This window comes from Variovorax sp. (genome assembly GCF_965279555.1).
Classification (GTDB): Bacteria; Pseudomonadota; Gammaproteobacteria; order Burkholderiales; family Burkholderiaceae_C; genus Variovorax.
On sequence record NZ_OZ257247.1, the window covers coordinates 1524995 to 1547265 of the forward strand.

Genomic DNA, 22271 nt, shown 5'->3' on the forward strand with positions numbered 1-22271 from the left:
CCTGAAGGGACACGGGCAACTCTCCGACAAGGCGAGGCGGCTCAGGCCGTAACCACGGCCACCGGCATCCCAGCAAATTGGCATTCAAGCCGAGCGAGAACCGCAGTGGTTCCCCGCATGGCCGTCGCCCCGACGGCCCTGAACCCCTGCCTCGCTGGCCTTCAAATCAAGGAATGCCGGTGCCTTTGAACCATTCACTCCCTGGCGAGCGAGACGCCTATCTTTTCCACGAAGGAACTCACGCGCGGCTCTACGACTTGCTGGGATGCCATGTGCAGCCGGAAGGCGGCGCGCGATTCGCGGTGTGGGCGCCGAATGCGGAGTCGGTGTCGGTGGTGGGCGACTGGAACTACTGGTCGGGCGATGCCGACCCGCTCGCGCCCAGCCCCGGCCAGACCGGTATCTGGATCGGCCACGTGCCCAATGCGGCGCCCGGGCAGGCCTACAAGTACCGCATCCGCTCGCGCCAGGGCGGCTACACCGTCGACAAGGCCGACCCCGTGGCCTTCAGCGCCGAACACCCGCCGGCCACCGGCTCGCGCATCTGCGAACTCGCCTACGAATGGGGCGACGACGAATGGATGGCGACGCGCGGCATGCACAACTCGCTCGAGGCGCCGATGTCGGTCTACGAGGTGCACCTGGGCTCCTGGCGCCGGCACGACGGGCAGTTCCTGGGCTACCGCGAGATCGCGCACGAACTGGCCGCGTACGTCGGGAAGATGGGTTTCACGCACGTCGAGCTGATGCCCGTGACCGAGCACCCGTTCTACGGCTCCTGGGGCTACCAGACCACCGGCTACTTCGCGCCTACCGCGCGCTACGGTTCGCCGCAGGACTTCATGTACCTCGTCGACCACCTGCACCAGCAGGGCATCGGCGTGCTGCTCGACTGGGTGCCTTCGCACTTTCCGACCGACGAGCACGGCCTTTCTTTCTTCGACGGCACGCACCTGTTCGAGCATGCCGACCCGCGCCAGGGTTTTCACCCGGAGTGGAACTCCAGCATCTTCAACTATGGCCGGCCCGAGGTGCGCAGCTTCCTGGTGTCGTCGGGCCTGTTCTGGCTCGACCTGTACCACCTGGACGGGCTGCGCGTGGACGCGGTGGCTTCCATGCTCTACCTCGACTACGCCCGCAAGCACGGCGAGTGGATTCCCAACCGCCACGGCGGCCGCGAGAACCTGGAGGCCATCGAGTTCCTGCAGACGCTCAACCGTGCCGTCTACCGCGAGTTCCCCGACACGCTCACCGTGGCGGAAGAGTCGACCGCGTGGCCGCGCGTTTCGCGCCCCACCGACATGGACGGCCTGGGCTTCGGCGAGAAATGGAACATGGGCTGGATGCACGACACGCTGGCCTACATGAAGGAAGACCCGGTCAATCGCAAGTACCACCACCACAAGCTGACCTTCTCGCTGGTGTATGCCTTCAACGAGAACTTCGTGCTGCCGTTCTCGCATGACGAGGTGGTGCACGGCAAGGGCTCGCTCATCAACAAGATGCCCGGCGACAGCTGGCAGCAGTTCGCCAACCTGCGCGCGCTGTTCGGCTTCATGTGGGCGCATCCGGGGAAGAAGCTGCTCTTCATGGGCGACGAGTTCGGCCAGCGCCGCGAATGGACGCATGACGGCGAGCTCGAATGGTGGGTCACGCAGCAGCAGGGCCACGGCGGCCTGCAGCGGCTGGTGGCGCAACTCAACCGGGTGTACCGCGACTCTCCCGCGCTGCACCAGCTCGACTTCTCGGCGGCCGGCTTCGAATGGATTGCGGCCGACGACGCCGAGCGCAGCGTGTTCGCCTTCCTGCGCAAGGCGCGCGACGGCAGCCCGCCGCTGCTGGTGGTCAGCAACATGACGCCGGTGCCGCGCACCAACTACCTGCTGGGCGTGCCCGGCGGCGTGGGCAGCGGCTTCTGGCGCGAACTGATCAATACCGACGCGGCCGAGTTCGGCGGCGCGGGCTGGGGAAATCTCGGCGGCGTGGAAGCCGCCCCGGTGCGCTCGCACGGGCGCCCGCAGTCGGTGTCCCTGACGCTGCCGCCGCTGTCGACCCTGATCCTGGAACAACGCCCGTCACCATGAAGAACATCTTCTCCACCCGCCACGCCGCCGGCGTGGCTCCCGACACCGGAAACGGCATCGAAAACCCCGGCGGCAACGTGCGCGCCGTGATCGACGCGGTGCTGCCGGCGGTCGACAACGGTCGCTTTGCCGTGAAATGCGTGGCCGGCGAGCGGGTGTGCGTGCGCGCGCACTGCTTCACCGACGGCCACGACGTGCTTCGCGTTCAGCTGTGCTGGCGTGCGCACGACCAGGCCGAGTTCCGCGAAGTGCCGATGAAGCCGCTGGGCAATGACGTGTGGGAGGCCGGCTTCTCCCCGCCCGCGATAGGGCGCTACGTGTACACAGCCGTGGCCTGGGTCGACCCCTTCGAGTCGTGGCGCAGCGAAATGACGCGCCGCGTCGACCCCGACGACGTGCGCATCGCCTCGGAAGTCGGCGCGGCCGAAGTGGCTGCCGCCGCCGCGCGCGCCGAGGGTGCCGACCGCATCGCGCTGCAGCGCTGGGCCACCGAGCTCCAGGCCTTGGCCGCCGCGCCCGGCACCGATGCGGTGTCGCTCAAGGCGCTGGCGCTCGACGAGGAACTGGCCGAACTCGCGCGCCGCCACCCCGACCGCCGCCACGCGGTGCGCCACCCGGTCGAGCTGCCGCTGGTGGCCGACCGCGAGCGCGCCCGCTTCAGCACTTGGTACGAGCTGTTCCCGCGCTCGGCCGGCACCGAGCCCGGTGTGCACGGCACCTTCAAGGACGTGGAAGCACGCCTGCCGGCCATCGCCGAGATGGGCTTCGACGTGCTGTACTTTCCGCCGATCCATCCCATCGGCCGCGTGCAGCGCAAGGGGCCGAACAACAAGCTGGTGAGCGGCCCCGAAGACGTGGGTAGCCCCTGGGCAATCGGTGCTGCGGAAGGCGGCCACAAGGACATCCTGCCCGCGCTCGGCACCGCCAAGGACTTCCGCCGCCTGCTGGCGCGCGCGGCCGACCACGGGCTGGAGATCGCGCTGGACATCGCCTTCCAGTGCGCGCCCGACCACCCGTACGTGACGGCGCACCCCGACTGGTTCCGCTGGCGCCCCGACGGCACCGTGCAGTACGCCGAGAACCCGCCCAAGAAGTACCAGGACATCTATCCCTTCAACTTCGAGAGCGAAGACTGGCGCGGGCTGTGGGCCGAACTCAAGAGCGTGATCGACCATTGGGTAGGCGAGGGCGTGCGCATCTTCCGCGTCGACAACCCGCACACCAAGGCCTTCCCGTTCTGGGAGTGGGCCATCGGCGAGGTGAAGCGCGAGCACCCCGACGTGATCTTCCTGGCCGAGGCCTTCACCCGGCCCAAGGTGATGCACCGGCTGGCCAAGCTGGGCTTTTCGCAGAGCTACACCTACTTCACCTGGCGCAACACCAAGGAAGAGCTGGTCGAGTACTTCACCGAGCTGTCGACCGCGCCGGGCATCGACTACTTCCGCCCCAACGTGTGGCCCAACACGCCCGACATCCTGCACGAGCAGCTGCAGCACGGCGACGCCGCGACCTACATGGCGCGGCTGGTGCTGGCCGCCACGCTCTCTGCCAGCTACGGCATCTACGGACCTGCCTACGAACTGCGCGAGCACCTGCCGCGCGAGCCGGGCAGCGAGGAATACCTCGACTCCGAGAAATACCAGCTGCGCCACTGGAACCACGACGATCCCGAAAGCCTGGCGCCGTTCATCGCGCGGGTGAACCGCATCCGCCGCGAGAACCCCGCGCTGCACCAGGACCGCACGCTGCGCTTCCTGCACATCGACAACCCGCAGCTGCTGGCCTATGCCAAGGCCTCGGCCGACGGCGCCAACGTGATCGTGACCGTGGTCAACCTCGATCCGCACAACGCGCAGTGGGGCTGGCTGGGCCTGGAGCCCGCCAGCGTGGGCGTGAACCCGCCCTCGCGCGTGTTCCAGATGCACGACCTGCTCAGCGGCCAGCGCTTCCAGTGGCAGGGCGACTGGCACTACGTGCGGCTGGATCCGCACAGTTGCCCCGCGCACGTCTTCGTCGTTCGTCGGCGTCATGGCGACGAGCGCGACTTCGATTATTTCCTCTGAGAGGTCGCCCGCCCATGAATGCACCCGTTTCGCACATCGCACTGGAAACCGTAGAGATCGACAACAGCGACGACCCGCTGTGGTACCGCGACGCGGTCATCTACCAGCTCAACGTCAAGGCCTTCTTCGACTCCAACAACGACGGCATGGGCGACTTCCAGGGCGTGACCGCCAAGCTCGACTACGTGAAGGAGCTGGGCGTCAACACCATCTGGCTGATGCCGTTCTATCCCTCGCCGCTGCGCGACGACGGCTACGACATCTCCGAGTACGAAGACGTTCATCCGCAGTACGGCTCGCTCGCCGACTTCCGCCAGATGCTGGCCGAGGCGCACAAACGCGGCCTGCGCGTCATCACCGAGCTGGTCATCAACCACACATCGAGCGAGCACCCGTGGTTCAAGGCCGCGCGGCTGGCGCCGCCGGGCTCGCCCGAGCGCGACTTCTACGTGTGGAGCGACACCGACCAGCTCTACCAGGGCACGCGCATCATCTTCACCGACACCGAGACCTCGAACTGGACCTGGGACCCGGTGGCCAAGCAGTACTACTGGCACCGCTTCTTCAGCCACCAGCCCGACCTGAACTTCGACAACCCGGCGGTGCTGGAAGCCATCTTCAAGACCATGCGCTTCTGGCTGGACATGGGCGTTGACGGCTTCCGGCTCGACGCCATTCCCTACCTGGTGGAGCGCGACGGCACCAGCAACGAGAACCTGCCCGAGACGCACGCGGTGATCAAGCGGCTGCGCTCGGCCATCGACGCGCAGTACAAGAACCGTTTCCTGCTGGCCGAGGCCAACATGTGGCCAGAGGACGTGCGCGAGTATTTCGGCGACGGCGACGAATGCCACATGGCGTACCACTTCCCGCTGATGCCGCGCATGTACATGGCCATCGCGCAGGAAGACCGCCACCCCATCGTGGAAATCATGGCGCAGACGCCCGACATTCCCGAAGGCTGCCAGTGGGCCATCTTCCTGCGCAACCACGACGAGCTCACCCTCGAGATGGTGACCAGCAAGGAGCGCGACTACATGTACACCATGTACGCCGCCGACATGCGCGCGCGCATCAACCTGGGCATCCGCCGGCGCCTGGCGCCGCTGATGGAAAACGACCTTGACCGCGTGAAGCTCATGAACGGCATGCTGCTGTCGATGCCGGGCTCGCCCATCATCTACTACGGCGACGAGATCGGCATGGGCGACAACGTGTTCGTGGGCGACCGCAACGGCGTGCGAACGCCCATGCAGTGGAGCCCCGACCGCAACGCCGGCTTCTCGCGCGCCGACCCGCAGCGCCTGTACCTGCAGCCCATCATGGACCCGATGTACGGCTACGAGGCGCTCAACGTCGAGACGCAGGCGCGCGACGCCAGCTCGCTGCTGAATTGGACCAAGCGAATGCTGGCCGTGCGCAAGACCAGCCACGCCTTCGGTCGCGGCAAGCGGCGCTTCCTGAAGCCGGGCAACCGCAAGATCCTGGCGTACCTGAGCGAGTACGACGGCGACGTGATCCTCGCCGTGTTCAACCTCTCGCGCGCTGCGCAGCCGGTGGAGCTGGACCTGTCGGAGTTCCGCGGCTTCGTTCCCATCGAGATGCTGGGCCGGTCCCCCTTTCCGCCCATCGGCGAGCTGCCGTACCTGCTCACGCTGTCCTCATACGGTTTCTACTGGTTCAAGCTCACGGCCGAGGCCGATGCGCCGAGCTGGCACGAGCAGGGCGTGGCGCTGCAGGAGTGGCCCACGCTGGTGCTGTTCGACGGCTGGACCAGCTTCTTCCGCGACCGCGTGATGCCGTGGCGCATCGGCATGTCCGAGCGCATGCGCAGCCAGTTCGAACTGGAAACGCTGCCGCGCCACATCGAGATCCAGCGCTGGTATGCCTCGAAGGGCACCGCCATCGAGCGCGCGCGCATCGTCGACCACGCGGTGTGGGAGGTGAACGGCCTGAGCTGGATGCTGCCGCTGCTCGCGCTCGACGGCCCGCCCGGCGGCGCCACCTACTTCATGCCGCTCGCCCTGGCCTGGGAAGAGCGAGACGAAGAGCGCATGGCCGGCGTGGCGCAGGCCGCGCTTGCCAAGGTGCGCCAGCAGGCGCAGGTCGGGCTGATGGGCGACGCCTTCTACGACGAAGCCTTCTGCCGCGAACTGGTGCGCGCCATCGGAAAGGGCGCCGAGCTGGCCACGGCCGGCGGCAAGCTGGTGTTCAAGCCGACGGCGGCGTTCGCGCAACTGGGCATCGACCTGGATGCGCTGCCGGTCGGGCGCCCCAGCGGCGTTAGCAGCAACACCGTTGTCACGCTCGACGAGACGCTGTTCCTCAAGGGCTACCGCCATCTGCGCGAAGGCATCAACCCCGAGCTGGAGATGGGCCGCTTCCTCACCGAGGTGGCGCACTACCCGCACTGCGTGCCGGTGCTCGGCGGGCTCGAATACATGAGCGCCGACGGCCGCACCATGACGCTCGCGTTGGTGCAGAGCTACGTTGCCAACCAGGGCGACGGCTGGGACTACACGCTGGGCTACCTGGAGCGCTTCCTGCGCGACGTGGCCACCACCGACGGTGCCGTCGACGTGCCCGACGTGCTGGCGGTACACGGCGGCTTCCTCGCGCTGATCGGCACGCTGGGCCGCCGCACCGCCGAGCTGCACCGCGCGCTGGCCACCCGCACCGGCGCGGCGGCCTTCGACCCCGAGCCGCTGTCGGCCGAAGACTTGGCGGGCTACCGCACCCATGCCGCCAGCGATGCCGCCGCCACGCTGTCACTGCTGCGCGAACGCATCGGCGCGCTTCCTCCCGGCGCGCAGGCCGACGCCGAAACCTTGCTGCGCGCCGCCGACACGCTGCAGGCCAACATCGCCGAGCGCCGCTTCGTGGGCGAGGGCGGCGGCGGTGCCGCGCTCAAGAGCCGCTACCACGGCGACTACCACCTGGGCCAGGTGCTGGTGAAGGACAACGACTTCGTCATCATCGACTTCGAGGGCGAGCCCGCGCGCAGCTTCGAGGAGCGCCGCGCCAAGAGCTCGCCGCTGCGCGACGTGGCGGGCATGCTGCGCTCGTTCAACTATGCGCGCTGGTCGGCCCTGCGGCGCGTGGCGCAGAGCCCGGAAGAAGCCGAGAAGCTGGCCGCGCCCGCCGTCGCCTGGGAACAGGCCACGCGCGGCGCCTTCATGGAGGGCTACGCCGGCACGCTCGCTCAGCCGGACGGCGGCCCCATCGACGCCGAACTGCTCGCGCTGTTCGAGCTGGAGAAGGCGCTCTACGAACTTCGCTACGAACTCAACAACCGCGCGGACTGGGTTCAGGTGCCGCTGCACGGCGTGCTCGCTCTCATCCAGCCGAACGGGGCCTGAGGCCGCCGTCGTCATTCACTCGGGGAAACACACATGGAAAACTTCGGCATTCACCTGGAGCCGCTGCGCGCCATCCTCTATCAGGTGGGCGCGTTCATTCCGCGCCTGCTGGTGGCGCTGGTGGTGGTGTTCGTGGGCTGGCTCATCGCCAAGGCGGCGCGCTTTGCCGTGACCAAGGCCTTGCGCGCCATCAACTTCAACGTGCTGACAGAGCGCGCGGGGCTCGACAACTTCCTGCGCCAGGGCGGGCTGGCGGGCGACACCAGCAGTCTCTTCGGCATCCTGGCGTACTGGCTGGTGATACTGGCGTCGCTGCTCATCGCCTTCAACGGCATGGGGCTGAGCTACATCGCCGACCTGCTGGGGCGCATCGTCTGGTTCGTGCCCAACGTGTTCGTCGCCTTGCTCGTGCTGGCTTTCGGCTCGTACTTCGCCAAGTTCGTGGGCGATGCTGTGGGCAGCTATTTCCGCGGCGTGAAGATGCAGGACGCCACGCTGTTCGCCAAGGTGGCGCAGTACGCGGTGATGGCTTTCGTGATCCTGATCGCGCTGGACCAGATCAAGGTGGGCGGCGACATCGTGCGCGAAAGCTTCCTGGTGATCCTGGCGGGCGTGGTTTTTGCGTTGGCCCTTGCATTCGGGCTGGCCGGCAAGGACTGGGCGAAGGCACAGATCGAGCGCTGGTGGCCCCGGCAGCAGCAATTGACGAAGACGGGCATGCCCATGCCGCCACCGCCGCCGCCTCCGCCGCCTCCGCCGCCCCGCTTCGACGACCGCCCACCCCGTTGATTTGCTTTTTCTCCCAACGTACGCAACCGTCCGCCACCTGAATGACAAGAAAAACCAACCCGACCATCACCGCCGTCTGGCCCGGCCGCCCCTACCCGCGCGGCGCTACCTGGGACGGTGAGGGCGTCAACTTCGCGCTGTTCTCGCAGCATGCCGACAAGGTCGAGCTGTGCCTGTTCGACGAGCGCGGCCGCCATGAGCTGCAGCGCATCGTGCTGCGCGAGCGCACCGACGGCGTGTGGCACTGCTACCTCCCGGAGGCCCGGCCCGGCCAGGCCTACGGCTTTCGCGTGCACGGCGCCTACAAGCCGGAGGAGGGTCACCGCTTCAACCCGCACAAGCTGCTGGTCGACCCCTACGCCAAGGACCTGGTGGGCGAGCTGCGCTGGGGCGACGCGCTGTACGGCTACACCGTCGGCAGCAAGCGCGAAGACCTTTCCTTCGACCGCCGCGACAGCGCGCCGCTGATGCCCAAGGGCCGCGTTCTCGAAACCGCCTTCACCTGGGGCGACGACCGCCGCCCCTCGGTCCCCTGGCAGGACATGGTGATCTACGAGATGCACGTGCGCGGCTTCACCATGACCCACCCCGACGTGCCGCCCGAACTGCGCGGCACCTATGCCGGCCTGGCCAGCGCGCCCGTGGTCGATTACCTCAAGCGCCTGGGCGTGACGACAGTCGAGCTGTTGCCGGTGCACAGCTTCCTCAACGACCGGCACCTGGCCGAAAAGGGGCTGCAGAACTACTGGGGCTACAACACGCTGGCCTTCTTCGCCCCCGAAATGCGCTACAGCGCCTCGGGCAAGGTGAAGGAGTTCAAGACCATGGTCAAGACGCTGCACTCGGCCGGCATCGAGGTGATCCTGGACGTGGTCTACAACCACACCTGCGAGGGCAACCAGCTCGGTCCCACGCTGTCTATGCGCGGCGTGGACAACGCCTCCTACTACATCGTGAACGCCGACAACCGCCGCTACTACGACGACTTCACCGGCTGCGGCAACACCGTGAACCTGGAGCATCCGCATGCGCTGCAACTGGTGATGGACTCGCTGCGCTACTGGGCCGAGGAAATGCACGTCGACGGCTTCCGCTTCGACCTGGCATCGGCGCTGGCGCGCGAGGCGGGCAAGGTGGAAAACCTGGGCGGCTTCTTCGACGCCATCCGGCAAGACCCCACGCTCAACCGCGTGAAACTCATCGCCGAGCCGTGGGACCTGGGCCACGGCGGCTACCAGGTGGGCAATTTCCCGCTGGGCTGGGCCGAATGGAACGACCAGTACCGCGACGGCATGCGCGGCTTCTGGAAGGGCGACGGCGGGCTCGTCGGCGAAGTGGCCAAGCGCGTCACCGGCTCCGAAGACCTGTACGGCTGGTCGGGCAAGCAGCCCAGCGCGAGCATCAACTTCGTCACGGCGCACGACGGCTTCACGCTGCACGACCTGGTCTCCTACAACGACAAGCACAACGAGGCCAACGGCGAGGAAAACCGCGACGGCAACAGCCACAACGTGTCGTGGAACTGCGGCGTCGAAGGCCCCACCGACGACCCCGAGGTGGTGAGCCTGCGCGAGCGCCAGAAGCGCAACCTGCTGGCCACGCTGCTGCTGTCGCAGGGGGTGCCGATGCTGCTGGCGGGCGACGAGCGAGGCCATACGCAGCAGGGCAACAACAACGTCTACTGCCAGGACAACGCACTGGGCTGGCTCGACTGGACGCCCACGCCCGAGCGGCTGGCGCTGGTCACCTTCGTCGAGCGGATGATCGCGCTGCGCCGCGCGCATCCGTCGTTCCGGCGCCGCACCTTCTTCGCCGGCAAGCCGGCAGAGGGCGAGACCGTGACCGACGTCTATTGGCTCAAGCCCGACGGCGCCGAGATGCGCACTGAAGACTGGAACGACGCCAACGCGCGCTGCATCGCGATGTACATCCCCGGCGGCGGCATTGCCGACCGCGGGCCGCGCGGCGAGCAGCAGCACGACGACGACTTCCTCATCCTGATGAACGCGCACCACGACGAGATCCCGTTCACGCTGCCGGCCATGCCGCACGGCGCATGGCGCCTGCTGGTCGACACCGCGAGCACCACGCCGCCGCCCACCACCGAGGATGCCGCCGCGCTGGCGCCCGCGTGGTCGGAGCCGGCCTATCCGCTGCAATGCCGCTCGCTGGTGGTGCTGAGCCGGCCGGACGTGCGGCCATGAACCGCGCGCACCGCATGCCCTTCGGCGCCACCGTCCGCGACGGCGGCGGCGTGGCCTTCGCGCTGTGGGCCCCATCGGCCGGCGACGTGCGGCTGGAGCACCGCCCGGTGGGCGGCGAGAACACCACTCACCCCATGACCCGGGACGCACAGGGCTGGCATACGCTCACGCTCCCCGAGGCGGCCCATGGCGACAGCTACCGCTTTCACCTGCCCGACGGCACCGCCGTGCCCGACCCGGCATCGCGCTTCAACCCGGAGGACGTGCACGGCCCCAGCGTGGTGACCGATCCGCGCCGCCATCAATGGCGCGACGACGCCTGGCGCGGCCGCCCGTGGGAAGAGGCCGTGGTGTACGAGCTGCACATCGGCGCCTTCACCGCGGAAGGCACCTTCAACGCCGCGCGCGAGCGGCTCGGCGACCTGGCCGAACTGGGCGTGACCGCCATCGAGCTGATGCCGCTCGCCGACTTTCCGGGGCGCCGCAACTGGGGCTACGACGGCGTGCTGCAGTTCGCGCCCGACGCCTCCTATGGCACGCCCGACGAACTGAAGGCGCTGGTCGACGCGGCGCACGGCATGGGGCTGATGGTGCTGCTCGACGTGGTCTACAACCACTTCGGGCCCGAGGGCAACTACCTGCACGCCTACTGCCCGGAGTTCTTCAACCCGGCGCATCGCACGCCCTGGGGCTCGGCCATCAACTTCGACGGCGAGGGCGCGCGCACCGTGCGCGACTTCTTCATTCACAACGCGCTGTACTGGGTGGAGGAATATCGCTTCGACGGGCTGCGCATGGACGCGATCCACGCGATCAGCGACAGCTCGCATCCGCACATCGTGCAGGAGATCCGCGAGGCGCTGCAGGCCGGCCCCGGCCGCGAGCGGCACATCCACCTCGTGCTGGAGAACGACGCCAACCAGGCCTCGATGCTCGCGCGCGACGGCCACGGGGTGCCGGTGGCGGGCACCGCGCAATGGAACGACGACCTGCACCACGCGGTGCATGTGCTGGCCACCGGCGAGCGCGACGGGTACTACGCCGACTACGCGGACGACCCCGTCTGCCGCTTCGCATGCGCACTGGCCGAAGGCTTCGTGTACCAGGGGCAGCCCTCGGCCTTTCGCAACGGCGAGCGGCGCGGCGAACCCAGCACGCGGCTGCCGTCGCAGGCCTTCGTGTCTTTCCTGCAGACGCACGACCAGGTCGGCAACCGCGCCTTCGGCGAGCGCCTGCATGCGCTCGGCGACCCGGTGCTCACGCGCGCGGCCATGGCCTGCCTGCTGCTGTCGCCGCATGTGCCGATGCTGTTCATGGGGGACGAGTTCGCGGCATCGACGCCATTCCTGTACTTCTGCGACTTCGGGCCTGAACTGGCAAAGGCGGTGTCTGACGGGCGGCGCTCGGAGTTCGGCGGCTTCGCGGCGTTCAAGGACGAGGCGGCGCGTGCGCGCATTCCCGATCCGAATGCCGAGTCGACCTTCCTGGCGTCCAAGCTGAACTGGCGTGAACGGGGCTCGCGCGCCCACTTCGCGCGATTCAGCGAGGTGCAGCAGCTGCTGGAGCTGCGCCACAGACTGATCGTGCCGCACCTGGCCGGCTCGACCGGCGCCGGCGTGTACCTCTGCGAGAACGGCACGCTGCGGGTGCACTGGGACCTGGGACCGCCGCAGGAGGGGCGCGAAGGGCGTACCGCAACGCGCTTGCACCTGCTCGCGCACTTGGGCGACGGGCCTGCCGCTGCGGCGGTGTCGCCGCCCGGAACGCTGGTCTACAGCAGCAGCGGCGCGCAGCAGTCCGAGCCTGGCGCCTTGCTGCTCGAGCGCGGCGCGGTGCACGCAACGCTGGAGGACATGCGCGGTGGATGAGGTTTTTCATAACGACACGGCGGGCTTGCTGGCGGCGCTGTGCGAACACTTCGGCATTGCCACCGCTTACCACGACGCCTTCGGCACGCGCCGCCAGGCCACGACGCAGAGCATGCTCGCGCTGCTGGCGGAATTCGGCGTGCGCATCGACAGCGCGCAGGACGCCCGCCGCGCGCTCGATGCGGTGCATGCCGGGCGATGGACCGAAGCGATGCCTCCCGTGCGGGTGGTCGACGCATCGGCCGCCGAATGGAGCGTGCCGCTGCGCCTGCCGCTGGCCATGCGCTCGCTGCGCTGGCAGCTCACCGACGAAGCCGGCCGCACGCGGCAGGGCGAGGCCGATGCTTCCACGCTGCACGAGATCGCGCGCGCCGAGCGCGAGGGCACCTGGCTGTGCGAACGCGTGCTGCCGATGACGCTCGCGCTCGACGCGGGCTACCACCATCTGCGCATCGACGGGCTGGCCGGCGAGACTCTGGTGCTGGCCTCGCCGGGCCGCTGCTACCGGCCGCCCGCGGTGCAGGGCGGCGGCCGCGTCTGGGGGCCGGCGGTGCAGCTGTACAGCCTGCGCTCGCAGCACAACTGGGGCATCGGCGACTTCAGCGACCTGGAAGATCTGGCGGCCCGCATGGCCGCGCAGGGTGCGGACATCGTCGGCGTGAACCCGCTGCATGCGCTGTTCACGGCCAATCCGGCGCATGCGAGCCCGTACAGCCCGTCGTCGCGCCAGCAGCTGAATGCGCTCTACATCGACGTCGAGGCGGTGGATGAATTCGCGCAGTGCGAGGCGGCGCGCAAGCTGGTCGATTCGCCAGCGTTCCAGGCGCGCCTGGCGGCGCTGCGGGCCGAACCGCTGGTGGACCACGCGGGCGTGGCATCGGCCAAATTCGAAGTGCTGGCGCTGCTGTTCGCGCATTTCCGCGAACGCCACCTGCCGGAAGACGGCGCGCCGGACGAAGAGGGCCTGGCGTTCCTGTCATTCGTCGCGGAGCGCGGCGAGGGCTTGCGGCAGCACGCGCTGTTCGAGACGCTGCATGCGCACTTTCTTGCTGCCGACCCCGCGATGTGGGGCTGGCCCGTGTGGCTCGCCGCGTACCGCGACCCCGATTCGGCCGAAGTCACCGCATTCGCCGTGCAGCATGCGCAGCGCCTGCAGTTCCACCAATACCTGCAATGGCAGGCCGCGCGGCAGCTGGCGCGGGCTGGCGAACGCTGCGCCGCACTGGGCATGGGCGTGGGCCTGTACGTGGACCTGGCGGTGTCGGTCGACCGTGCCGGCTCGGACGCCTGGACGGCGCAGTCGGTGTTCGCCGGCGGCGCCAGCATCGGCGCGCCGCCGGACGAGTTCAACCCCGCGGGCCAGAACTGGGGCCTGCCGCCGCTGCGCCCCGACCGGCTGCGCGCCGACGGCCACCGCTTCTTCATACAGACGCTGCGCGCGAGCATGCACGGCGCGGGCGCCTTGCGCATCGATCACGTCATGGGGCTCATGCGCCTGTTCTGGATACCGCCGGGCCGCGGCGCGCACGACGGCGCGTATGTGTACTACCCGCTGGACGAGCTGCTTGCCATCGTCGCCATCGAGAGCCATCGGCACCGCTGCATGGTGATCGGCGAAGACCTGGGCACGGTGGAAGACGCGGTGCGCGAAGCGCTGGGCAAGGCCGACGTGCTGTCTTACCGCCTGCTGTACTTCGAGCGGCTCGACCGGCACCAGGGCAGCGGCTTCAAGCCGCCGGCCGCCTATCCGCCGGCCGCATTGGTAGCCGTGAGCACGCATGACCTCGCGACTTTCGCCGGCTGGTGGGCCGGGCATGACCTGCGAACCCGCCTGGCGCTGGGCCTGTTCCCCGACGAGCGCGTCTTCGACAAGCAACTGCTCGACCGCGCGCAGGAGCGTATCGAACTGATGCTGGCCGTGCAGCAGGCCGGCCTGCTGGCGCGGGAAGAGATTGCCGAGGCCGCGGGCCTCGCGCTGCCCACGGCGCGTGTGGTGGAGGCGGTGCATGCCTGGCTCGCGAAGACGCCGTCGGCGCTGATGATGGTGCAGCTCGAAGACGTGGCGGGCGTGGTCGAGCAGGCCAACATGCCCGGCACGGTGAACGAGCAACCCAACTGGCGGCGCAAGCTGCCGGTGCCGCTGCATGCGCTGGCCACGGGCGAGCGCATGCAGGGACTGGCTGCTCAACTGCGCGCGGCACGCCCCGCGAGCCGCCCGGATGTGCCGCAGGACGCGCCGCAAGACCTGCGCGCCCGCGTGCCGCGCGCCACCTACCGGCTGCAGTTCCACAAGGACTTCGGCTTCGACGACGCGGTGCGCGTGCTGCCGTACCTCGCGCAACTGGGCGTGAGCCATGTCTACTGCTCGCCGATCCAGCGCGCCCGCGCAGGCAGCATGCACGGCTACGACGTGGTGGCGCACGACGAGATCAACCCCGAACTGGGCGGCGAAGAAGGCTTCGCGCGCTTCGTCGCGGCGCTCAAGGCGCACGGCATGGGCCAGCTGCTCGACATGGTGCCCAACCACATGGGCGTGTTCGGCGCAGACAACGCATGGTGGATGGACGTGCTGGAGAACGGCCCGGCCTCGCTCTACGCACAGCACTTCGACATCGACTGGCAGCCGCTGAACGTCGAGCTGACGGGCAAGGTGCTGCTGCCGGTGCTGGGCGGGCATTACGGCGAGGTGCTGGGCAGCGGCGAACTGGCGCTGCGCTTCGAGGCGGAAGAGGGCGCCTTCGCCATCGGCTATTTCGGCCACCGCTTTCCGCTCGCGCCCGAGAGCTATCCCACCGTGCTGGCGCGGGCCCTCGCGCAGCTCGACGAATCCGCCGACGACGCGGCGGCCCTCGCGAGCATCTCCACCGCCTTCGGCCACCTTCCAGGGCGGCAGGCGGCGCAGCCGCAGTTGCGCACGGAGCGCGCGCGCGACAAGGAACTGCTGAAGGCCCGCCTCGCACGCCTCGCACAACGCCACCCTTCGGTCGCGAAGGCGGTGGCGACGGCAGTGGCCGAGCTGAACCTGTCCACGCCCGACGCGCGCGACGCGATGCATGCGCTGATCGAGGCCCAGGCCTACCGGCTGGCCTACTGGCGGGTGGCCTCGGACGAGATCAACTACCGCCGCTTCTTCGACATCAACGACCTCGCGGCCGTGCGCATGGAGCGCGACGATGTGTTCGAGGCCACGCAGTCCTTCGCGCTCGATCTTGCGGCTGCGGGCACGGTGGACGGGTTGCGCATCGACCACCCCGACGGCCTCTACGACCCCGCGCGCTACTTCGAGAAGCTGCAGCAGGGCTATGCGCGGCGCGCGGGGCTGTCGCTGCCCGCGCACGACGCGCAAGGCAGGCCGGCAAGGCCGCTCTACGTGGTGGCCGAGAAGATCGCGGCGGGCAACGAGGAAGTGCCCGAGAGCTGGCACGTGCACGGCACCACCGGCTACCGCTTCGCGAACGTGGCCAACGGCGTGCTGGTCGATACGTCGGCCGCAGAGACCATCGGCCATGCCTGGCGCCGCTTCACCGGCGAGACCCAGGGCTTTCATGCGCTCTCGCAGGCCGGTCGGCGCGAGGTGATGCGCAACGCGCTGTCGTCGGAACTCAACGTGCTGTCGAGCGAATTGCTGCGCATTGCGCGGGCCGACCGCGCCACGCGCGACTACACGCTCAATGCGCTGCGCCGCGCGCTGGCCGACGTGGCGGCCAACATGCCGGTCTACCGCACCTACATCGTCGAGAAGCCCTCGGCGCAGGACGAACGCTTCATCGACGAAGCCACGCAGGCGGCCGAATGGCAGAGCGGCGATGCCGACCGCTCGGTTTTCGCCTTCGTGCGCGGCGCGCTGCGCGGCGAGGCCGTGGCGGGAGCGCCGCGCGAGCTGGCCGAGCGGGTGCGGCGCTTTGCGGTGCGCTTCCAGCAGTTCAGCGCGCCGGTCACGGCCAAGGGCGTGGAAGACACGGCGTTCTATCGTTTCTTTCCGTTGAGTTCGCTCAACGAGGTGGGCGGCGAGCCCGACCACTTCGGCTTCGAGGTGGACGAGTTCCATGCGCTCAGCGCCGACCGCGCGCTGCGCTGGCCGCACACCATGCTCGCCACGTCGACGCACGACAACAAGCGCTCCGAAGACGTGCGCAACCGCATCGACGTGCTCTCCGAAATACCCAACGACTGGGTGCTGGCGCTGACCCGCTGGCACGGCATGTGCCGCGACACGCGGCGCAAGCTGGAGACAGACGACGCACCGTCGCGCGCTGACGAATACCTTTTCTACCAGACGCTGCTGGGCACGCTGCCGGCAGGCGGCCTCGATGCGGCCGACACGCCGGCCTACGCCGACCGGCTCTGCCAGTACATGCAGAAGGCCGCGCGCGAAGCCAAGCTGCGCACGCGCTGGACCCATCCCGACGCCACCTACGAGGCCGCGCTCGAAGGCTTCGTGCGCGGCGTGATCGGCAACATGGAAGAGGGCGGCTGCCTGGCGGACATCCAGCTCTTCGCCGACAGGCTCGCGTGGTTCGGCGCGTGGAACGGGCTGACGCTCACGCTGCTGAAGTACACCTCGCCGGGTGTGCCGGATCTCTACCAGGGCAGCGAGCTGATCGAGCTGAGCCTGGTCGATCCGGACAACCGGCGGCCTGTGGATTACGCGGCGCGGCAGCAGCGGCTCGATGAACTGCAGGCCATGGCCGCCGATGCGCCGGGGCTCGCCGCGCGAGTGCGCGCGCTGGCTGCGTCACCGCATGACGGGCGCGTCAAGCTGTGGTTCATCTGGCGTCTGCTGTCGCTGCGGCGCGAGCATGCCGAGCTTTTTCGTGACGGCGGGTACGAAGGGCTTGCGGTAGAGGGCGCGTTGTCGCGCCATGTCGTGGCTTTCGCGCGGCGGCATGGAGACGAGATGCTGGTGGTTGTCGCGGGGCGGCTCTTCGTCGGGCTGTCGTCCGGCAATGGCACCGTGCCTTCGTTGCCTCAGGCCGGCATCTGGAGCGACACGGCGGTGCAGCTGCCGGCGGAACTCGAAGGCGCGCGGCTTCAGAACCTGCTGACCGGCGAAACGCTGCACGCGGGCAAAGATGCATCGCTGCCACTGGTCCAGGCTTTCGGCAGCATCCCGTGGGCTGCTTACAAGGTGAGCACTCCTAAGCATGCGAGCCGGACTCCTACATGAGCGGCGGCCGGCGCCCCCGAATCTCCTGCGTTGATCGCCCTTTCCGGGCTTTTTTATCCAGGAGATCCCCGATGACGAAATCTTTATCCGTGCTTTCCGTGCTGATGGCGGGCTTGATTGCAACCGTGGCGCACGCCCAGTCGAATCCGCCCGGTGCGGCCGTGCCACCCAACTCGCCCGGCTACGCCACGGGCAAGCCGGAAATGGCAGGCGAAGCTCGCAAGGACCGTCGGCCGCAGAAGGGCGTCGCACCCGCTGCCGGTGACGAAGCGAAGACGCCTGAAGGCGGCGCCATTGGCACAGACCGCGCGGCAAGAGCCGGCGAACGCCGTGCCGAAACGCGCGACGCTCGCCGCCCCGGCAAGCCGGTGCCGGTCCCCGGCGGCACGCCGAAATAAGGCAGCCTGAGGCCTTCGGGCCTCAGTGCCGCCCGGGTCCCGCGCGCTCGCGGATCTCGCTGCGCAGCGCGCGTTGGCCGGCCGACAGCGCGGTCTCGTAGCTGTCTTCGGCGTCGAAGGCGCGTCGCAGCAGGCGAGGGCTCTGGCCCTTGTCGTCGGTTTCGAGCAGTTGCCAGACATAGGCGCCCGGCAGCGGCTCTTCGATGGTGAGTTCGATAGGGTGGTTCATTGAATCACCATGAACCCGCTCCAGCGGCCTGTCTGTAGGCCGAGTTCCACGGGCGGGTGGCGCATGCAGGGTCAGGTTGCTTCTGTCTTGAAGAGACCGCGCACGTTGAGTGCCGCCAAGCCGACCTGCAACGCGATCAACCCCCATGCATCGGTGTGTACACCCCACGCCAGCCGACGCATGGTGTGGGCCGGTTCCCACGAACACGGCCGGGCACGCACCGCACATTCGAAATCAGCCAGGAATTTCAACGAACACACAGGAGCAACCAACATGGAATCCAGCATCCCACCCGTCGTCGAGGAACGCCTCGTCACCTTCACCTACCTGGGCCGATTCTTTCTTTGCCGTGCCGAACGGCTGGACAACCAGACCTACAGGCCCGTGGTGGTCTGCCGCGGCCGCGCCGCTGACCAGCCCGATGTCGAATTGCCTCCGGATACCGACAACGTTTCCTATGCCACCGAGGCCGAGGCGCTGCGCCACGCGGAGCAGCAGGCGATGCGCTGGGTGCACGACCGCACGGGCGACGGACAGGGCCAGCTCTGAGAGAGAGCCCGGGCACGCACGCGATCAGATAGACAGACCTCTGCGTTGGAGCTCATCCGGGCACCTGACATATGTCCGGTGTTGCGAGGCTCCAAGGCGCCGATAGAAAAAGGCCGGCTGGAATCGGCGCTCGGGGCTGTTCTTTTTCTGATTGTGGGTTCTATGAAATTTCTAGCGAAGCTTGGCATCGCCACGCGTCTCTATTGCGTCCTTGCCATCCTGGTGGCCAGCCTCACCTGGCTCGCCAGTGTTTCGTGGCGCGAGTTGTCCCGTGTCAGCGACCTTGCCGCCGCCACGGAAGATCTGCGCGTGCCGCAACTGCAACGCATTGCCGCCATAGAGCTCAACGTGATCCGCGCGTCGCTGCAGATCAGGCACGCAATGCTCGTGAAGTCGCCCCAGGATCTTCAAGCCACATTGGCTGATATCACGGAAAGGCGCCGGCTCATTCAGAAAAGTGCTTCTGACTTTCGCGCGGGCCTCACGGATCCCGTGGACCAGAACGACTTCAAGGAGTTCGAGAAACTGGCGGGCGAATTCTGGCCGATTGCCGACACGAACGTCGCACTGGCTCAGCGCGCAGAAATGGACGCGGCTTTCAACCAGCTCGTGCAGGAGACCATTCCTGCCCGCAACCGTCTGCTGGTGTGGCTCGATCGTGCCAAGAAGCGGCAGAGCGAAGCACTGAAAACGGAATTGGCTGCAATACGCACCAACGCGGATCAGACACGGCTGCAGCTTGTGGCGCTGGTCGCCGCCGTGGCCACTGGCCTGATGTTGTTCTTCTGGCACATAGTCAGACTGGTCCGCCGACGCATAGCTGCCGCACAAGCCGTCGCCAATCGCGTGAGCCGGGGCGACCTCACGGTGGCCATCGTCGATAGCCATCGCGACGAGTTCACGCCACTTGTCGATGCCCTCGCGGACATGCAGGAAAGCCTGGTGCGCATCGTGAGCGGCGTGCGGCAGGGCACGGAAGCCATGCTGTCGGCTTCCTCCCAGATTGCAACCGGCAATCAGGATCTCTCGGCCCGGACCGAGCAACAGGCAAGCTCTCTTCAGCAGACGGCAGCCTCGATGGACCAGCTTACTTCTACGGTACGGCAGAACGCGACGAGCGCCATGCAGGCGAATCGGCTGGCTGTCTCGGCATCCGATGTGGCTGGACGCGGGGGTAGCGTCGTGAATCAGGTCGTCCACACCATGGGATCGATCAATGAGGCCTCCGGCAAGATCGTGGAGATCGTCGGGGTCATTGAAGGGATTGCTTTTCAGACGAACATTCTGGCGCTCAACGCGGCCGTGGAGGCCGCGCGAGCGGGAGAGAAGGGGCGTGGCTTTGCCGTGGTGGCGGCGGAGGTGCGCAATCTCGCGCAACGGTCTTCCGCCGCTGCGAAGGAGGTCAAGAGCCTCATCGATGATTCGGTCAGCCAGGTCAAGGCCGGCACGCGCCATGCGGCGGAGGCCGGGGCGGCCATGAAGGAGATCGTGAGCGGCGTGCTCCGCGTGACCAGCATCATTGGAGAGATCACGAACGCCAGCCATGAGCAGACTTCCGGCATCGAGCACATGAACCTCGCGCTTGCTCAGATAGAGGGGACCACGCAGCAGAATGCCTCGCTGGTAGAGCAGGCCGCCGCCGCCTCAAGCGCTCTGCAAGATCAGGCTAGCAGGTTGATGCAGGAGGTCGATGTCTTCAGGCTCACGGAGCCGCGGGCCCGGGCGTGTTAGTGCTCATGGCGGCGAGGACTTGCCGCCCCATCACCGCATCCCGCGGCCCATAGTCGACCACGTGCCCGGCTTCCATCAGCACCACCGTATCGAAGCGCTCCAGCAGGCTCAGCCGGTGGATCGATGCAACCACGCAGGCATCCGGAAACGCGCCGGCGATGCGCTCCAGCACGCGCGCCTCGGTCCCGGCATCGAGCGCGCTCGTCGGCTCGTCGAGCAGCAGCAATGAGCTGCCTTGCGCGGCCAGCACGCCGCGCGCCAGGCACAGCCGCTGCCTCTGTCCTCCTGAAAGATTGAAGCCCCGCTCCGACACGGCGGTGTCGAGGTCGCCGTGGTTCGCCTTCAGCACTTCGTCGAAGGTGCTGGTGTGCAGCGCTGCCAGCAGCAGCGCGTCGTCGCGCGGCTGGCCGAAGGCGAGGTTCTCGCGCACGCTGGCTTCGAACAGTTCGGTCTCCTGCGGGATCAGCGTGGCAAGGCGGCGCAGTTGCGTCCAGTCGACGGGCTTTCCATCGAGCGACAGGGTGCCGCTGTCCGGCGGATACAGCCCGGCCAGCACGCGCAGCAGGGTGCTCTTGCCGCCGCCGCTCGGCCCGACCAGCGCGACCCGTTCGCCCCGGCGCAGGCTCAGTTTCACGTCGTGCAGGCCGCTGCTGCGCTTCACGGGTTCGGATGGCTCCGCTTGCGGCTCCCCGCGCGCCGCATAGCGCCATTGCAGCCCATCGACATCGAGCCGGCTCCACGCCGCCGATGCGTCGATGCGCTCGCGCTCCGGCACCTGTTCGGGCACGCTCGCGGTCACGTCGCCCGAGGACGCCTGCCATATCGGCTCCGCGCTGCTGTAGTCCGTGTGCATGCGCGCAAAGAAGCTGAAGTTTGCGGCCACCGATGTGACGACGCCGGCGGCCTGCTGCGCGTACTGGTAGATCATGAACACGGCCCCCAGCATCACGGCCTGCCCGGGCGTGCGTGCCTGCCACACGTAGACCACAACCAGCCCCCAGGTCAGCGCCAGCCCCATCAGGTCGACCGCGAACCACTTGCCTTCGTTGAGCACCACGGTGCGCTTCAACGGCAGCGATATCGCGGCCATGCGCCTGCGCAGCAGCAGGCGTGAAGCACCCTGCAGCCGCAGGCCGATGACGGTCGACGCATTGCCCAGGAAGTCGAGCAGCGCGGCCACGTACCGGCGGTCGGCGTCGTTCTCGGCGCGCGCCAGTTTCATCAGCGCGCGGTCGATGCGCACGATGACGAGGCCTATCAGCACATAGCCCGCGAGCGCAGTCATGCCGCTGGTGCGCGACAGCAGCGCCAGCGCGACCAGCGGCCCGACGAAGTTGACGGCGTTGGTGAGCCAGATGAACTGGTTCTGCGCAAAGTCCGACAGCGCGCGGCTGGCCTGGTGCACGCGATGCTGCAGCTCGCCCGAGTGGTGGCCGTCGTGCCAGGCGAGCGGTGCGGCGGCGATGCGCGCATAGAGCTGGTCGGCCAGCGTCTCGCGCACCCGCATGCCGACGTTGCGCTCGAGAATGCGCCCCGGCCCGTGCAGCGCCCATGCACCCACATACACGCCGGCCAGCGCGGCAATCCAGCGGCCGGCGCCGTTCAGCTCTCCGCGCTGAAGGGCGTTGATGGCCTGCCCGGCAAGGTAGGGCAGCGCGAGGCGTATGAGCTGCGACATGGCGAGCAGCACCGTGGCGCCCAGCAGCTGCGCACGCGCGCCGGCTGCGAAGTGCCAGAGGGCCGCATAGAGTTCGCGGATCGCGTTGCCGGGGCTGTTGCTCTTCTTCGTGTCGGTGGTCGTGGTCGCCTGCATGCGTGTCAGTCAGTCAG

At 68.2% G+C, this 22271-nt stretch carries 12 protein-coding genes; 10 read left to right on the plus strand and 2 right to left on the minus strand.

What is annotated here, in order from left to right; translation table 11 throughout:
- Positions 1-173 precede the first annotated feature (173 nt).
- The 8 genes from glgB to ACQY8B_RS07485 all read left to right on the plus strand — a co-directional run bounded on the left by glgB (position 174) and on the right by ACQY8B_RS07485 (position 17932).
- Positions 174-2084, plus strand: coding sequence for a 1,4-alpha-glucan branching protein GlgB (gene glgB / locus ACQY8B_RS07450; protein ID WP_422086110.1), 1911 nt, complete (start codon positions 174-176; stop codon positions 2082-2084).
- Entirely contained in the window at positions 2081-4147 is a 2067-nt protein-coding gene (locus ACQY8B_RS07455) for an alpha-1,4-glucan--maltose-1-phosphate maltosyltransferase (protein ID WP_422086111.1), read from the plus strand. The genes glgB and ACQY8B_RS07455 overlap by 4 nt, the downstream gene beginning before the upstream one ends.
- Before the next feature lie 14 nt (positions 4148-4161).
- Positions 4162-7506, plus strand: coding sequence for a maltose alpha-D-glucosyltransferase (gene treS, locus ACQY8B_RS07460; RefSeq protein ID WP_422086112.1), 3345 nt, complete (start codon positions 4162-4164; stop codon positions 7504-7506).
- 33 nt (positions 7507-7539) lie between these two features.
- Entirely contained in the window at positions 7540-8295 is a 756-nt protein-coding gene (locus ACQY8B_RS07465; RefSeq protein ID WP_422086113.1) for a mechanosensitive ion channel family protein, read from the plus strand.
- A gap of 41 nt (positions 8296-8336) precedes the next feature.
- Complete coding sequence (gene glgX, locus ACQY8B_RS07470; protein ID WP_422086114.1) at positions 8337-10499, plus strand: glycogen debranching protein GlgX; 2163 nt, start codon at positions 8337-8339, stop codon at positions 10497-10499.
- Positions 10496-12367 (plus strand): malto-oligosyltrehalose trehalohydrolase, encoded by a 1872-nt coding sequence (gene treZ / locus ACQY8B_RS07475; RefSeq protein WP_422086115.1) that lies wholly within the window; start codon positions 10496-10498, stop codon positions 12365-12367. Before glgX ends, treZ begins: the two co-directional genes overlap by 4 nt.
- Positions 12360-17534 carry a malto-oligosyltrehalose synthase gene (locus ACQY8B_RS07480; RefSeq protein ID WP_422086116.1) on the plus strand — a complete coding sequence of 1725 codons (5175 nt, stop codon included), beginning with the start codon at positions 12360-12362 and terminating at the stop codon, positions 17532-17534. Before treZ ends, ACQY8B_RS07480 begins: the two co-directional genes overlap by 8 nt.
- Before the next feature lie 71 nt (positions 17535-17605).
- A complete protein-coding gene (locus tag ACQY8B_RS07485; RefSeq protein WP_422086117.1) occupies positions 17606-17932 on the plus strand; it encodes a cell envelope biogenesis protein TolA in 327 nt (108 codons plus the stop codon).
- A 22-nt stretch (positions 17933-17954) separates the two neighbouring features.
- Here ACQY8B_RS07485 and ACQY8B_RS07490 read toward each other — a convergent pair whose 3' ends face one another.
- Positions 17955-18161, minus strand: coding sequence for a hypothetical protein (locus ACQY8B_RS07490; protein WP_422086118.1), 207 nt, complete (start codon positions 18159-18161; stop codon positions 17955-17957).
- Between the two features lie 273 nt (positions 18162-18434).
- Between ACQY8B_RS07490 and ACQY8B_RS07495 the strand changes: the two genes are divergently transcribed.
- Both ACQY8B_RS07495 and ACQY8B_RS07500 read left to right on the plus strand, forming a co-directional pair.
- A complete protein-coding gene (locus ACQY8B_RS07495) occupies positions 18435-18710 on the plus strand; it encodes a hypothetical protein (protein WP_422086119.1) in 276 nt (91 codons plus the stop codon).
- 45 nt (positions 18711-18755) lie between these two features.
- Entirely contained in the window at positions 18756-20441 is a 1686-nt protein-coding gene (locus tag ACQY8B_RS07500) for a methyl-accepting chemotaxis protein (protein WP_428745007.1), read from the plus strand.
- Here the strand turns inward: ACQY8B_RS07500 and ACQY8B_RS07505 are convergent.
- Positions 20413-22254 carry an ABC transporter ATP-binding protein gene (locus ACQY8B_RS07505; RefSeq protein WP_422086121.1) on the minus strand — a complete coding sequence of 614 codons (1842 nt, stop codon included), beginning with the start codon at positions 22252-22254 and terminating at the stop codon, positions 20413-20415. The two genes, ACQY8B_RS07500 and ACQY8B_RS07505, sit on opposite strands and share 29 nt — an antisense overlap.
- Positions 22255-22271 lie beyond the last annotated feature (17 nt).

Excerpts from the sequence above, each read along its gene's own strand:
- ACQY8B_RS07495 (WP_422086119.1), top strand. The coding sequence starts at position 18,435 with ATGGAATCCAGCATCCCACCCGTCGTCGAGGAACGCCTCGTCACCTTC.
- ACQY8B_RS07455 (WP_422086111.1), top strand. The coding sequence starts at position 2,081 with ATGAAGAACATCTTCTCCACCCGCCACGCCGCCGGCGTGGCTCCCGAC.
- treZ (WP_422086115.1), top strand. The coding sequence starts at position 10,496 with ATGAACCGCGCGCACCGCATGCCCTTCGGCGCCACCGTCCGCGACGGC.
- ACQY8B_RS07505 (WP_422086121.1), bottom strand. The coding sequence starts at position 22,254 with ATGCAGGCGACCACGACCACCGACACGAAGAAGAGCAACAGCCCCGGC.
- ACQY8B_RS07465 (WP_422086113.1), top strand. The coding sequence starts at position 7,540 with ATGGAAAACTTCGGCATTCACCTGGAGCCGCTGCGCGCCATCCTCTAT.
- ACQY8B_RS07490 (WP_422086118.1), bottom strand. The coding sequence starts at position 18,161 with ATGAACCACCCTATCGAACTCACCATCGAAGAGCCGCTGCCGGGCGCC.
- ACQY8B_RS07485 (WP_422086117.1), top strand. The coding sequence starts at position 17,606 with ATGACGAAATCTTTATCCGTGCTTTCCGTGCTGATGGCGGGCTTGATT.
- glgB (WP_422086110.1), top strand. The coding sequence starts at position 174 with ATGCCGGTGCCTTTGAACCATTCACTCCCTGGCGAGCGAGACGCCTAT.
- treS (WP_422086112.1), top strand. The coding sequence starts at position 4,162 with ATGAATGCACCCGTTTCGCACATCGCACTGGAAACCGTAGAGATCGAC.
- glgX (WP_422086114.1), top strand. The coding sequence starts at position 8,337 with ATGACAAGAAAAACCAACCCGACCATCACCGCCGTCTGGCCCGGCCGC.